Below are 12,787 nucleotides of genomic sequence, written 5' to 3'. Positions count from 1 at the left end.
AAGGTGAGCGGTCCCATAAGAAGTGAAAGCCAAAGCGAAATTGACCAAGGGCTTTTCATCCTCCTGCGCTCTGCCCGGCTTGCAGTAGGGGAGGGGTTCCTCGCGCCAGCCTTACATCCGGGGCGTCTGCGCCAATGGCTTCGGCGCAAGGGATGTGCGTTACCAAAGAAGGTGGTACCAGCATGATGATCCAATGGAAAGGAATGTTTCGGGTGCCGATCAAAGGTCAAGGATGATGCGAACCATCATTTGCCTGGTTGACCCTTCCGCAATTCCTATAACGAGCACCCCTACGGGGTGCAGGGAGCTCATGCGGATCATGCGCCGCTTGCAGTAAACATCATATTCGGAAGTGCGCATCTCTTGCATCGGCAAAGCCTTGGGCGAAGACACCCAGGGGCTCTTAACCGCTACCGAAAGCTTTTTATAGGGATGGCGATCAGCATGAAAGTTCTGTTTTTGGAAAGGCTGCTATCATGGCAGGCACATCCCAACAAAAAGGCCCTTTCCCCGTACTGAGCTATTCACGATTGACGATTCACGATTGACGATTCACGCTCCCCGCTCCAGCTCCCCCAGCCACTTATACTTTTTTCGTGTATACCCCGCCGTAGCCACCGAGATCTGCCAGCCGGCGCGGCCTTCGAGGAGCCCGAGCTTCAGCACGTAATTCTTGAAGAAGGTATAGAGCGGCGAAAAGTAACGGCGTACGAAGGTGGCTTCCTTGCCTTCGCGGTGATACTGCTCCGCGGTGAGGCGCGCATAGGCGTCGAGCTTGCGGCGGTAGTCGGCCATGGAGGCGGCGGTGCGGTGGTGGATGGTGCCCTGCAGGTGTACGATGTGCGTACCGTGCGCGAGCTGTACTTTTTCGTGGATGGGCGCCTCGCTCCAGTTGCCCGTGCCGCGGTGAAAGAGGCGGGTGCGGCGGTCGGCGCCCCAGGCACCCCAGCGGATGTAGCGGGCGCCGAGGTGGTTGCGCAGGCGCACGGCATAGGCGGTGCCGGGTTGCGGCGTAAGCGAGCTGAGCTCCCTTCGCAGGGCTTCCGAAAGCGATTCGTCGGCGTCAACGCACAGCACCCAGTCGTGCCGGGCAAGGCCCGTGGCTGCGCGGCGGGTGGCGCCGTAGCCGAGCCAGGGACCGCGGTGCGGCACGATGCCGGCGCGCTCCACCAGGGCCAGGGTGCCATCGGTGGAGCCGCTGTCGTACACCACGATGTCGTCGCTCAACCCACGCACGCTTTCGAGGGCATGCCCGATCCGGGACTCCTCGTTCTTGCACACGATCACGATCGAAAAGGTTGCTTGCATCATTCGGCCTGGCCGGTTTCGGGTGTCAGCCATTTCCACCACCACAAAATAAGGAACACGTACCCGTACACTCCGTACTGCACCTCCAGCCCAATATCGAATAAAAAGCTGAAGGCGGCGCCGCAATTTAGGACGAACCAGAGAAAGCTGCGGCGAATGCTGCGGTCGAGCAGGGGCAGCGCCATCGATGCCGTAAAGAGGAGCACGCCGATCCACCCGGCGCCGAGTCCGTACATGAGCCACTCGGAGCTCGGGAGAAAGCGGTCGGAACGGATCATGCCGGGCACATGCGCGTCGAACCAGGCGTTGCTCGCGGGTTGTATGTCGCCGAAGCCGATGCCGCCGGGGTGCTGCCGCAGCAGGTCGATGCCGGCGCGGATGGAGAGAAAGCGGTTGCCGTCGTTAGCGCCCATCTGGTAGGAGCCGTTGAGCACATTGGGCAGGTCGTAGCGGATGTAGGCCACGCGGTTCTGGAAGCTCGGAAGAAAGCGCAGGGCCAGCAGCGGCAGGGCCACAACGGCGATCCCTGCGGCAAGCCCCAGCTTCCAGGAACGCTTTTGAAACAGCAGGCGCAGCGCCGCCATGCCGAGCAGCAGGTAGAAGGCGCCGAGGCCGGTGCGCGCCGACAGCACATGCAGGTATACGGTTAGGAAAAGCAGTAGCGTTCCGTAGCACCAGCGCTGCACCCGGCTCCCATCCTTCCACAGGGCCAGCAGCGTCAGCTGGGCCACGGTCACCAGCCAGGAAAAACGTACGTGGTCGCTCTCTAGCGGCGTGGAAAAAGTTTTGGCCCGCAGGAAGCCCTCGTTGTGGGCCGCGGCATTTTCGAGGTAGAGGCCGAGGCTCCCCGCGGCGCCGAGGCTTACGCAGCCGGCGAAGAACAGGGCCAGGAAGCGCCATTGCGCCTGCGTGAGCTGCCAGCTGCCGGCAAACGCGAGCGGAAAGAAGAGCAGGGGCAGCTTGATGCGCACGGCGCCGGCCCATCCCCCCGTGTCGTCGCTCCAAAGGCCCGATACGAGCGGCACGGCGAAGAGCAGCGTCATGCCGAGGAGCGTCGGGTTGGTAACGACGCGGCGGAGCTGCGCACCGATACCGCGGTGCAGCGTCGTAACGGCCACGAAAGCGATCATACTGATGGAAAGACCCGCGCGCGACACGAAGAGGCTGAACACGGAAAGCAGTAAGAGTCCCAGCAGCACGGGCTGCCGGTACTTCAACGGAAGGAGCATAACCGTAAAGCTAGGGAAAAGGTTCAGGAGGGTTCAGAGAGGTTCAAAAGGGTTCCGTGGACTGCAGCCCAACCTTCCTGAACCTTCCTGAACCTCTCTGAACCTTTCTGAACCCTTCTCAACCTTATTTTCGCTGCCATGCAACCGAGTTGGGCCCCGCTTTTCGAATCCTTCCGCTCCGGCGACCCGCGCGCGCTGGCGCGCCTGCTCTCCTTTGTGGAGAACGCGCAGCCCGGCTACCGCGCGTTGCTGGCGGCGCTCGCCTGTCCCGACGACGTGCGCGTGGTGGGCATCACCGGCCCGCCCGGAGCAGGCAAGAGCACGCTCACTGATGGCCTCATCGGCACGCTCGTGGCCCGCGGCAAACGCGTAGCGGTGCTTTGCGTCGACCCCTCGTCTCCCTTTAACCTCGGCGCCGTGCTCGGCGACCGCATCCGCATGAGCCAGTGGTACACGCACCCCGACGTGTTCATCCGCTCGCTGGCCACGCGCGGCTCCATGGGCGGGCTGCACCCGCGCATCATCGAGCTCACCGACGTGCTGCGCGCCGCCCGCTTCGATTACGTGCTGGTGGAAACGGTGGGCGTGGGCCAGAGCGAGATCGAGATCGCCGGTCTTGCCGACACGACCCTCGTGGTGCTGGTGCCCGAGGCCGGCGACGAGGTGCAGACGATGAAGGCCGGCCTCATGGAGATCGCCGACATCTTCGTGGTCAACAAAAGCGACCGGCCCGATGCGGCGGCCTTTATGAAAAACCTGCGGCAGATGCTGGCGCCGGCGTTCAACGCCGCCCACACGATCCCGATCCTGGCCACCGTGGCCCAGGAAGGCAAAGGCCTTGCGGAGCTGGCGGCCGCCATCGAGGCCGACCGCGCGCACGCGCACAACGCAGAGCGCCGGCTCTGGCTGCGTGCCGAGAAGGCCTGGCAGCTTATTCAGCAGGAGCGCATGCGGGACCTGTCGAAAGAGCAGCTCCGCGACGAGCTGGCCACAGGAGCGAACCTGTATAAGGTGGTGGAGCGCTATGTGGGAATCTCAGATGTGTGATCTGGGATCTCAGATCTGTGATTTCGGATTTCAGATTTATTGCTGACGCACATAGCGGTATCCCGGATCTGCGGTCGTGGATGTCTGATCCCGGAGCTATGATATCGGTATTTCCTTAAATGATCCGGCGACGAATGCATCCCGGAGGGATGCGCGCTTGGCGGCCCGGCATGAGATGCCGGGCAAGGCAGAATCATCGATACACATTCAGGTCAGCATCCCGGAGGGATGCGCTACCCAAAAGGCGACATTAAAGAAGATCCGATAGAAGAAGGATATTGCCCTTGCCGACGACGGGCGTGATCGCTCGGGATCGCTGGTAGCTCCGCCCCGTGATACCTTCAGCGAGCACTCCTGCCGGGTTCCGGGAACTTCACGCCCATCTTAACCCCCCGCGTAACGCACGATTTCCGGCAACGCGCATCCCTCCGGGATGCTGACGTGGATTTTCATTATCGACCCCGGCATTTCATGCCGGGCTACCGAACGCGCATCCCTCCGGGATGCATTCGTTCACCGTGGATCCCTTGCTCCCACCATGGATCCCTTGCTTCCGCAGCAGATCCCCTGGCACAGAAGCCCGGTATGCATGCGGCGTCGCGAACTTGCGGATGCGAAAAGCCCCGGCTTTACGCCAGGGCCCTCATCGTCCTTCAATAGCACTTGAAAGGAAAACATTCACCTATGTCTTCGTGATCTTCATCTGTCTTCTATTAGCACATTAACCCATTAGCACATTAGCACATTGATCAAGCGCGATTCTCCAGGCGCGGCAGCTGCAGCTCGTCGCGGGCCTTCACGAGCGCCGAGCCGATCACCTGGTGCATGTCGTAGTAGCGGTACTCGGCAAGGCGGCCGCCGAAGATCACGTTCTCTTCTTCCTCGGCGAGGTTGCTGTACTGCTTGAAGCGCTTGTTGTTCATCTCGTCGTTGAGCGGGTAGTAAGGCTCCATCCCTTTCTCCCAGGTAGCGGGGTACTCGTAGGTGATCACCGTATGCTTCTGTGTGCCGAACTCGAAGTGCTTGTGCTCGATGATCCGCGTGTAGGGAATATGCGCCTCGGTATAGTTCACCACGGCGTTGCCCTGGTAGTTCTCGATCTCGAGGTGCTTGTGCTCGAAACGCAGGCTGCGGTACTCGAGCGCGCCGAAGCGGTAGTTGTAGTATTCGTCGAGCGCGCCGGTGTACACCAGCTTCTCGCCAAGCCCGCGGAAGTATTCGGGATCGCCGAAGAAGTCGGTATCCAACCGCACTTCAATGCCTTCGAGCAGGCCTTCGGACAGCTTGTTGAAGCCGCCTACCGGGATGCCCTGGTACTTGTCGTTGAAGTAGTTGTTGTCGTACGTGAAGCGCACCGGCAGGCGCTTGATGATGAAGGCCGGCAGCTCAGTGGCCTTGCGGCCCCACTGCTTCTCGGTGTAGCCTTTGATCAGCTTCTCGTAGATGTCGGTGCCCACGAGCTTCAGCGCCTGCTCCTCGAGGTTGCGCGGCTCGGTGATATTGAGCTCCGCGATCTGCTGCTGGATCCTGGCCTGTGCTTCTTCGGGAGTGGTCACGCCCCAGAGCTGGTAGAAGGTGTTCATGTTGAAAGGCAGGTTATACAGCTTGCCTTCATGGTTCGCGAGCGGCGAGTTGGTATAGCGGTTGAACTCGACGAAGGAGTTTACAAAATTCCAGATCGAGCGGTCGTTCGTATGAAAGATGTGCGCACCGTAATAATGCACGTTGATCCCATCCACATCCTTACAGTAGATGTTCCCGCCGATGTGCGCGCGCTTGTCGATCACCAGGCATTTCTTTCCGGCCTTACGGGCCTGGTAGGCGAAGGTGGCGCCAAAGAGCCCGGCGCCCACGATCACATAGTCGTATTGTTTTGTCGTCATCATCACCCGTGTTGAGTTTAAAATAGATTGTTGCAGAGGCAAGCCCCCGATCCCCTTGGTTCCCCATATTCATACAGCAAGCGGGCGACAGATCTGTCCCGGTACCACCGGAGTCGGCTTCTAGAAATTAAAAAAGCATGCCATTGCGAACAGCCGTGCTGGCCGCGCGCGGCGGCAGCGCTACGGCCGGGCAGCAGCGCCGGCGGGTGCATTCCGTTTGTGGAGGATATTGCCGCAGTTCCCGATACGCACCGCTTCCGAAGCCCGGCCGCGAAAGTTGTCCCCATTGCCTACATTTGATCCCTCTGCACCAAACTCATTTTGTGACGCCCCGCCGAACGCCGCTGGTCCTGCTCGATTGTGAACGGATGAAGTACCCGCATACGGGGCTGTATCACTTCTGTCTGCACCTGGGTCGCCAGCTGGCCGCTACGGCACCCGGCAACCGCCGCCTCTGCTATTATACGCCGTCATCGGCGCAGGGGCTCTTCGGCGCGGATGCCTGCTACCGCGCACAACACTCGCTGCAGAAGTTCCGCCTCCCCGCCACCGGCGACGTCGACATCTGGCACAATACCTACCAGGGCTCCAACTACTACCCGCTGCGCCGCCGGCTGAAGGTGCTGCTCACCATCCACGACCTCAACTTCATGCACGACGAAGGCAAGCCCGACGCACGCAAGCAGCGGCACCTCGACAAGCTGAAGCGGAAGGTGGAGCGCGCCGATCATATCGTGGCCATCTCGCAGTTCTCGCTCAGCGACGCGCGGCAGCACCTCGACCTTACCGGCAAGCGTACGACCGTCATCTACAACGGCTGCAACATCGAGCCCATCACACCACTCACGACGCCGGCCTTCGTTCCGTCGGCACCGTTCCTGTTCACCGTCGGCACCATCATCGACAAGAAGAACTTCCACGTGCTCCCGGGATTGCTCGCGGGCAACGGGCGACAGCTCCTCATCGCCGGCATCACGCAAAGCGAGGCGTACAAGGCGCGCATCGTGGCGGAGGCGGAGCGGCACGGCGTGGCCGACCGTGTGCACTTCACCGGGCCCATCTCTGAAAGCGACAAGCAGTGGTACCTGCAGCAGTGCGAAGCCTTCGTCTTTCCCTCGCTGGCAGAGGGCTTCGGCCTCCCGGTTGTAGAAGCCCTGTACTTTGGCAAGCCGGTATTCCTCTCCACCTGCACCTCACTGCCCGAGATCGGCGGCAGTGCCGCCTATTACTTCAGCAGCTTCGATCCCGAAGAGATGCGGCAGACGCTCGGGGAAGGCCTGCGTCATTTCGCGGCGCACGAGCGCGCCGGAGAAATGAGCGCACGCGCGGCGCAGTTCAGCTGGACCGAGGCCGCGCGGCAGTACCACGCGGTATACGACGAGCTGCTCCGTTCCTGAGCGCGAAAGATTCGCTTACTTTGCCGCATTCCCAACACATGAACGAGTTCCCTTCCGGAGCGTCCGCTCCCCGCCGCAAGATCGGCATCATCGTACAGCGCTACGGCGTACAGGTCAACGGCGGCGCCGAAGTGCATGCCCGCATGGTGGCCGAGCAGCTCGCGCAGCGCTACGACGTAACGGTGCTCACGAGCCGCGCCCTCGACTACAGCGATTGGAAGCCCTATTATGCCGAGGGCCCGTCGGAAGAGAACGGCATTCGGGTGCTGCGCTTCAACAACAAGATGCGCGAGCCGCGCAAGGTGCAGGGCTACTACGGCCGCAAGGCCCGCGGGCGGCACCTCGTACAGAAGCTGCACCGCGCATTGGGCGCGCCGGGCTGGTTCACGAAGCTGTTTCCGAACGCAGCCATCACCGACGAAGACGGGATGCGCTGGCTCGAGGCGCAGGGGCCGGCGATGCCCGACCTGCTGACCTACCTCAAAGAAAAGGAGCAGGAGTATACCGCATTTATTGCGTTCACTGCATTGTATTATCCCGGTGCGCTCTCGGTGCTGACGGTGCCGCAGAAAAGCATCTTCATCCCGACCATGCACGACGAGAAGGCCGCATACATCCACTTCTACCGCAAGGTGATGGCGGCGCCCGCCTGGATCCTCTTCAACACGCGCGCCGAGCAGGTGTTCTCGCAAAAGCTCTTCCCGATCGCACAGGTGCAACAGCGCATCGTGGGCGTCGGCATCGACCTGCTCCGCGACCGCCTGCAGCCCGACGCTTCGGTACTGGGCGCACTCAACATAAAGCGCCCCTACCTCGTCTATGTTGGGCGCATCGATTCCGCGAAGGGTTGCGATGTGATGATCGAGTACTTCCTGCGTTTTCTGAAGGAGACGGGCGCCGGCCTGGAGCTCGTGCTCGTAGGCAAGGAGATGATGCCCGTACCGGAACATCCCGCAATTATACGGACCGGCTTCATCCCCGACGAGCGCAAGGATCAGCTGATGCTGCAGGCGGGCGCGCTCATCATCCCCTCGCTGTACGAGAGCCTGTCGCTCGTGCTGCTCGAGAGCTTCGGCTGCGGCGTGCCCGTGCTGGCCAACGGACGTACCGAGGTGCTGCACGATCACATCGAGGCGAGCAAGGGCGGCTGGACGTTTACGGATTACGACACCTTCAAGGCAGCCCTCGAGGACGTGGTAGCGCAGCGGGATACAAAAGAAAAGGGCGAGGCGGGCTACCGCTACGTGCGCGACCGCTATTCGTGGTCGACCATCCTGGGTTACTTCGATGAGGCCATCAGCGATATCGAAGCCAGGAACAGGTAATGTACGGATGGGTTAATGAGAAGGAACGCAGATTTGATACGATCGATACGAAGAGCGCCGATCGTGCATTTGGATGCAACTGGTTTTTACCCCTGTACAGCCAGTAAGATTGATTGGTACGATACCTGAAAGGAAAACACGCCTTGCGCATCGCTCACTTCGCTATTCAATATTCCTTGTTCGGTATTCGATATTCCCTACCCATTGAACTCGCCGCGGTTGCGGCGCCACCAGAAGTAGCCGACGCTGCCGATGATGAGCAGGGGTGTCATCATCAGGTAGATGATGCCGGTGTTGAGGCCTTCGGCCGGCTTCTCGCCAAGCTGCTGGGCAGTCTTGGTGCATACCGAGCACTGGGCCTGCGCGGCCGGTGCCGCGGCAGCGAGACTGAATGTAAGCAGGAAGGTGTACAGCCCTTTTTTCATAGCGGCACAAAGGTAGGGCAGGCCCTGCTGCCGGCAGCTTTGTCGGGAAATTTTAACGAGTGGGCAAACAACTTCACGAGTAACCCGCCGCAAGCCGCTTGCTTTTCGTAAAGTGGTAGCGGGTTTCGCGCGGAGTCGCTCCCGAAGCTTCGGGACGCTCCGCTCGCAATGAAAATCCCTCTGCGTAGCGCATCATCCTTTGCGTGCTCCGCGCATTGGCGCCTTTGCGCGAAACCCGCGTTGTGCTATAGGAAAAGTGAGGCCGCCTGCGGCCGTCAAACCAGCAGTCTATCGTGTCACCTGCGGCAGCGAAGCGCCCTTGTTGAGCGCGCCGCAGTCTTTGCCGAAGTTGGTCCGGATATGCCCGGCTAGGCACTCGGCGCGGGCGTCGGAGAAGGGGTGGGTGCGGAAGAAGTCCTCCACCTTGTTGTACGGGTTCTCGCGGCTCGCCATCTCCTTCCAGAACGTGACCACGGTGCAGAGGTCGAAGCCGAGGCGGTTGGTGAGGTTGATGCCGTAGTAGTCCGCCTCGAGCTCGTTCTTCTGGTTGAAGGAGGCCGTGAGGAGGCGCTTCAGCTCGAAGAAGGTGGTGCCGTTGTTGCCGAAGAGCTTTTCGGAGAGGGCCATATCCTGGATCGTGGCCTTGATGTGCCCGGCTTCGGAGTGGCCCACCTCGTGCCCGATGATGGCATAGAGCAGGGCTTCGTCCTGCGCCACGCGGTTGAGCATGCCGCGGGTGATGTAGATGCGGCCGCCGAAGGTGAAGGCGTTCACCACCGTGTCTTCCACGGCATAAGCCACGTAGCGGATGCCGGAGGGATCGGTGCGTTGTTCGAGGAGGCGGTGGAGCGCCGTGTTGAGGCGCGTGTCGAGGGCCGCGTCCCCGATCAGCTTCATGCCGCCCTCGGCGAGCATATCCCGGTGAAAGGCTTCGCCATAGGTCGTTTCGAGGCTGTCGGTGATGGTCTTTTTCGACACCGCCAGGTCGCGGATGACGTTGGTGGCCCGCTCGATGGTGCGGCCCGTGCGGTTGCCGGCCAGCGAGGAGTCGAGGCAGGCGTACGAGTAGTTGGTGGCGTCTTTGCGTTTGCTGTCGTCGTTGCCGATCGCCCGGTCGATCTGGTTGCAGGCGGCCAGGAGGAGGAGCAGGAAAATGGATAGGATGCGTGCCATAAGCGCAAAGGTGCAAAACGAAGGCCAAGGGAGGATCTCAGATCTGTGATCGCGGAACTCAGATCTGGCTGACGCACGCCAGGAGATCTCAGATTTCAGATTTCGGATTTCAGATTTATTGCTGACGCCGGGGATCTCGGATGTCGGATCAGTGATCTCAGATCTATTGCTGATACACGCTTTATTCCTTGGGTGGCCCCATAGATCACAGATCCGCGATCACAGATCTGAGATCCCCGCGGCTGAAGCCGCGGGCGAGTAGTCGAGGCGGAAGGAGCGGCGGTGGTGGAGGCAGGGGCCGTGCTGGTTGAGGGCTTCCTGGTGTTCCCGGGTGCCGTAGCCCTTGTTGCGGTCCCAGCCGTAGTGCGGGAATTCGTGGTGCAGGACCTTCATGTGATCGTCGCGGTAGGTCTTGGCCAGCACCGATGCCGCTGCGATCGAGGCGTACTTGCCGTCGCCGCCTACCACGCAGTGGTGCGGGATGAACTCATAGGGCGAAAACCGGTTGCCGTCGATGAGCAGGAGTTCGGGTACCACGCTGAGTTGCGCCACGGCGCGGTGCATGCCCAGGAAGGCCGCGCGCAGGATATTGACCCGGTCGATCTCTTCGGGCTCCAGCGCCGCCACGGCCCAGGAGATGGCGGCTTCCTCGATGACCGGGCGCAGGCTGTAGCGCTCCTTTTCGGTAAGCTGCTTCGAGTCGTTGAGCAGCGGGTGCGCAAAGTCGCGCGGCAGGATCACCGCGGCGGCGAACACCGGTCCGGCAAGGCAGCCACGGCCGGCCTCGTCGCAGCCGGCCTCGAGGAGCACATCCTGGAAATAGGGGAGCAGCATGCCGCGAAGTTCGGATTTCGGAAGGGCACCGCGAAGCGGGCCGTCAAAATTAACGAAGTGCTGCGCCCAGGTACTGCCACGCGAAGGCTATCGGGAGCAGGCGGCAAAAATGCATCGTCGGCATCTGCAATCACGGCGCAGCGGTATGCTGTTTTCCTAAGTCGACCGGGCTCACGGCAGCCTGCGGATTCTTTCTACAACTCCCGAAGCGAAACATTGAACAGGGAGACCAGTCGGTGGTTCTGCTGCTGCGGCGAATGTGCGCAAGCGCTCCTCGTCGCCCTGAAAAAAGACGCAGGAAAAAAGTTTTTGGCTGGCGCCCTGCTAATTTTGCGGCCATGAAAGGAAGGCACTCGTCGCGGCCCGTAGCCATCTGGCTGCTCGTCGGCGTAGCAATGGTGATCGTGCAGGTGATCCTCGGCGGCATTACCCGCCTTACGGGTTCGGGCCTTTCCATTACCGAGTGGGACGTCATCACGGGCTCGCTGCCGCCGCTCAACGAGGGCCGGTGGGCCGAGGAGTTCCGGAAATACCAGCAAACGCCGCAGTACCGCCTCCTCAACTCCGACTTCACGCTGTCCGACTTCAAGTTCATCTTCTTCTGGGAATGGTTCCACCGCTTCTGGGCCCGCCTCATCGGCGTCGTGTTCGCCATTCCGTTCATCATCTTCCTCGTGCAGCGCCGCTTCCGGCAGGATATGATCCGTCCGCTCATCGTGCTCTTTATCCTCGGTGGCCTGCAAGGCGCCATAGGCTGGATCATGGTGGCCTCCGGCCTCGAGGGCGACGCCATCTACGTAAAGCCGACGCGCCTCGCCCTGCACTTCATCTTCGCCCTGGGCCTGCTGTGCTACGTGTTCTGGTTCGCGCTGCAGCTCCTCACGCGCGAGCAGGACAAGGTCACCGGCCCGCGCCTCCGCCGCAGCACCTGGTGGCTGGTGGGACTGCTCGGCGTACAGCTCATCTTCGGCGCGCTGATGGCCGGCCTGCGCGGCGCGCCCGCAGCGCCTACCTGGCCCGACATCAACGGCACGTACCTCCCGCGCCTCTTTCCCGACGGGCTGAAGAGCCTGGCCGAAGACCGCATCACCATTCATTTCGTGCACCGCAACCTGGCCTACCTGCTCACCGTGCTCATCGCCGTGTGGACCTTCTCGGCGTTCCGGCTCCGGCCGACGCGGCTCTTCGGCCGCGCGCGCTGGCTGCCCTTCGTGCTGGTGCTGCTGCAGGTGGCGCTCGGCGTGGCCACGGTGCTCACCTCGGTGCACATCCGCCCTGCCAAATGGAACGACTTCGAATGGATGGCGCAGCTGCACCAGTTCGTGGCGATGCTGCTCCTCCTGTCGCTCGTGGCCAATGCGTTCCTGCTCCGCGATAAGCGGCCGTCGGTGCTGTAGGCGGCGGGTACTGCTGGTTATCCCGGCGCAAGCGCCTGGCAATCATTAACGTTCGACGCGGGTTTCACGCAAAGGCGCTAAGCACGCAAATGCAGGGTCCTGCCCTCGGCAGGACGTTTTGACGCGACGGCGCAACGGCGCGGCGACGCGACGAATACAAGTAACGTCTGCGTGTGCAAAAGATCCTCCGCGGCTTGGCGTCTCCTATGTTTGCTTTTTGGTTGTTTGATTAAGTTAGTGTGTTATTTATGAAGTGAGAGGCGGGGGAGCGATTTGCGTCCAAGTAGCTCAGGAAGCATGCTGTCGCAAAGAGTTCGCCCCCCGCTTTTTTCCTGCCCGGAGTCTGAACAGAATGTAAGGGCCTGCCTTTTGTGGCCGGATCCTGGATACCGCATCGGGAGAAAAGGCGTCAGGTGGGTATACACTTCATCTTTTACCAACCCTTTCATCCTTATTTCTTATGCAACACGTACTCAAGCAGGCCTGCGGCATCGATGTCAGCAAAGACGAACTCGTGGTCACTTTAGGAAGACTCACCGACACCCTGAAGGTGGAGCTCTACGCCCGCAAGACCTTCCCCAACACCGGGACGGGCTTCACGGCGCTACAGCACTTTGTAGCCAGGCATACCCTCGCCGATCTTCCCACCCGCCACGTGATGGAGGCCACGGGCTGCTATCACGAGGAGCTCGCCTTCTTCCTCCACGACAGGGGTGCGGAGGTCTCCGTGGTGCTGCCCAACCGCATGTCGGCCTACCTGCGCACGTTG

The 12,787-nt window shown here is 61.4% G+C and carries 11 protein-coding genes; 5 read left to right on the top strand and 6 right to left on the bottom strand.

The window, feature by feature from the left end:
• Window positions 1–552: 552 nt before the first annotated feature.
• Window positions 553–1,311: a glycosyltransferase family 2 protein gene (locus ABD937_RS18810; protein ID WP_345257413.1), complete on the bottom strand. Its 759-nt coding sequence runs from the start codon at window positions 1,309–1,311 to the stop codon at window positions 553–555.
• Window positions 1,308–2,537 carry an O-antigen ligase family protein gene (locus ABD937_RS18805; protein ID WP_345257412.1) on the bottom strand — a complete coding sequence of 410 codons (1,230 nt, stop codon included), beginning with the start codon at window positions 2,535–2,537 and terminating at the stop codon, window positions 1,308–1,310. Before ABD937_RS18805 ends, ABD937_RS18810 begins: the two co-directional genes overlap by 4 nt.
• Before the next feature lie 138 nt (window positions 2,538–2,675).
• Between ABD937_RS18805 and meaB the strand changes: the two genes are divergently transcribed.
• On the top strand, window positions 2,676–3,584 hold the full coding sequence (gene meaB / locus ABD937_RS18800; protein WP_345257410.1) for a methylmalonyl Co-A mutase-associated GTPase MeaB: 909 nt from the start codon (window positions 2,676–2,678) through the stop codon (window positions 3,582–3,584).
• 749 nt (window positions 3,585–4,333) lie between these two features.
• Here the strand turns inward: meaB and glf are convergent.
• The gene (glf, locus tag ABD937_RS18795; protein WP_345257409.1) at window positions 4,334–5,470 is read right to left on the bottom strand and encodes a UDP-galactopyranose mutase; all 1,137 of its coding nucleotides are present in this window, start codon (window positions 5,468–5,470) and stop codon (window positions 4,334–4,336) included.
• Between the two features lie 320 nt (window positions 5,471–5,790).
• On the opposite strand from glf, the gene ABD937_RS18790 reads away from it, so the two are divergent.
• Together ABD937_RS18790 and ABD937_RS18785 are read left to right on the top strand one after the other, a co-directional pair.
• Window positions 5,791–6,864 carry a glycosyltransferase family 4 protein gene (locus tag ABD937_RS18790; RefSeq protein ID WP_345257408.1) on the top strand — a complete coding sequence of 358 codons (1,074 nt, stop codon included), beginning with the start codon at window positions 5,791–5,793 and terminating at the stop codon, window positions 6,862–6,864.
• Between the two features lie 38 nt (window positions 6,865–6,902).
• Window positions 6,903–8,189 carry a glycosyltransferase family 4 protein gene (locus tag ABD937_RS18785; RefSeq protein WP_345257407.1) on the top strand — a complete coding sequence of 429 codons (1,287 nt, stop codon included), beginning with the start codon at window positions 6,903–6,905 and terminating at the stop codon, window positions 8,187–8,189.
• Window positions 8,190–8,386: 197 nt separating this feature from the next.
• Here the strand turns inward: ABD937_RS18785 and ABD937_RS18780 are convergent, their stop codons facing one another.
• From ABD937_RS18780 to ABD937_RS18770, 3 genes are all read right to left on the bottom strand, one after another.
• A complete protein-coding gene (locus ABD937_RS18780; protein WP_345257405.1) occupies window positions 8,387–8,614 on the bottom strand; it encodes a hypothetical protein in 228 nt (75 codons plus the stop codon).
• 288 nt (window positions 8,615–8,902) lie between these two features.
• Window positions 8,903–9,787, bottom strand: a complete 885-nt coding sequence (locus tag ABD937_RS18775) for a M48 family metallopeptidase (RefSeq protein ID WP_345257404.1) — start codon at window positions 9,785–9,787, stop codon at window positions 8,903–8,905.
• Between the two features lie 219 nt (window positions 9,788–10,006).
• Window positions 10,007–10,621, bottom strand: coding sequence for a ribonuclease HII (locus ABD937_RS18770; protein WP_345257403.1), 615 nt, complete (start codon window positions 10,619–10,621; stop codon window positions 10,007–10,009).
• A 338-nt stretch (window positions 10,622–10,959) separates the two neighbouring features.
• Between ABD937_RS18770 and ABD937_RS18765 the strand changes: the two genes are divergently transcribed.
• Both ABD937_RS18765 and ABD937_RS18760 read left to right on the top strand, forming a co-directional pair.
• The gene (locus ABD937_RS18765; protein ID WP_345257402.1) at window positions 10,960–12,018 is read left to right on the top strand and encodes a COX15/CtaA family protein; all 1,059 of its coding nucleotides are present in this window, start codon (window positions 10,960–10,962) and stop codon (window positions 12,016–12,018) included.
• A gap of 460 nt (window positions 12,019–12,478) precedes the next feature.
• Window positions 12,479–12,787 (top strand): IS110 family transposase (locus ABD937_RS18760; RefSeq protein WP_345257401.1); only part of this gene is annotated, 309 nt, incomplete at its 3' end.

Source organism: Flaviaestuariibacter amylovorans (genome assembly GCF_039541815.1).
In the GTDB taxonomy this organism is placed as follows: Bacteria; Bacteroidota; Bacteroidia; order Chitinophagales; family Chitinophagaceae; genus Flavisolibacter; species Flavisolibacter amylovorans.
This window is presented reverse-complemented; position numbering and strand designations above follow the sequence as displayed.

Coding starts and splice junctions, on each gene's coding strand:
- ABD937_RS18785 (WP_345257407.1), top strand. CDS start 6,903: ATGAACGAGTTCCCTTCCGGAGCGTCCGCTCCCCGCCGCAAGATCGGC.
- ABD937_RS18805 (WP_345257412.1), bottom strand. CDS start 2,537: ATGCTCCTTCCGTTGAAGTACCGGCAGCCCGTGCTGCTGGGACTCTTA.
- ABD937_RS18765 (WP_345257402.1), top strand. CDS start 10,960: ATGAAAGGAAGGCACTCGTCGCGGCCCGTAGCCATCTGGCTGCTCGTC.
- ABD937_RS18775 (WP_345257404.1), bottom strand. CDS start 9,787: ATGGCACGCATCCTATCCATTTTCCTGCTCCTCCTCCTGGCCGCCTGC.
- ABD937_RS18770 (WP_345257403.1), bottom strand. CDS start 10,621: ATGCTGCTCCCCTATTTCCAGGATGTGCTCCTCGAGGCCGGCTGCGAC.
- glf (WP_345257409.1), bottom strand. CDS start 5,470: ATGATGACGACAAAACAATACGACTATGTGATCGTGGGCGCCGGGCTC.
- ABD937_RS18780 (WP_345257405.1), bottom strand. CDS start 8,614: ATGAAAAAAGGGCTGTACACCTTCCTGCTTACATTCAGTCTCGCTGCC.
- meaB (WP_345257410.1), top strand. CDS start 2,676: ATGCAACCGAGTTGGGCCCCGCTTTTCGAATCCTTCCGCTCCGGCGAC.
- ABD937_RS18810 (WP_345257413.1), bottom strand. CDS start 1,311: ATGATGCAAGCAACCTTTTCGATCGTGATCGTGTGCAAGAACGAGGAG.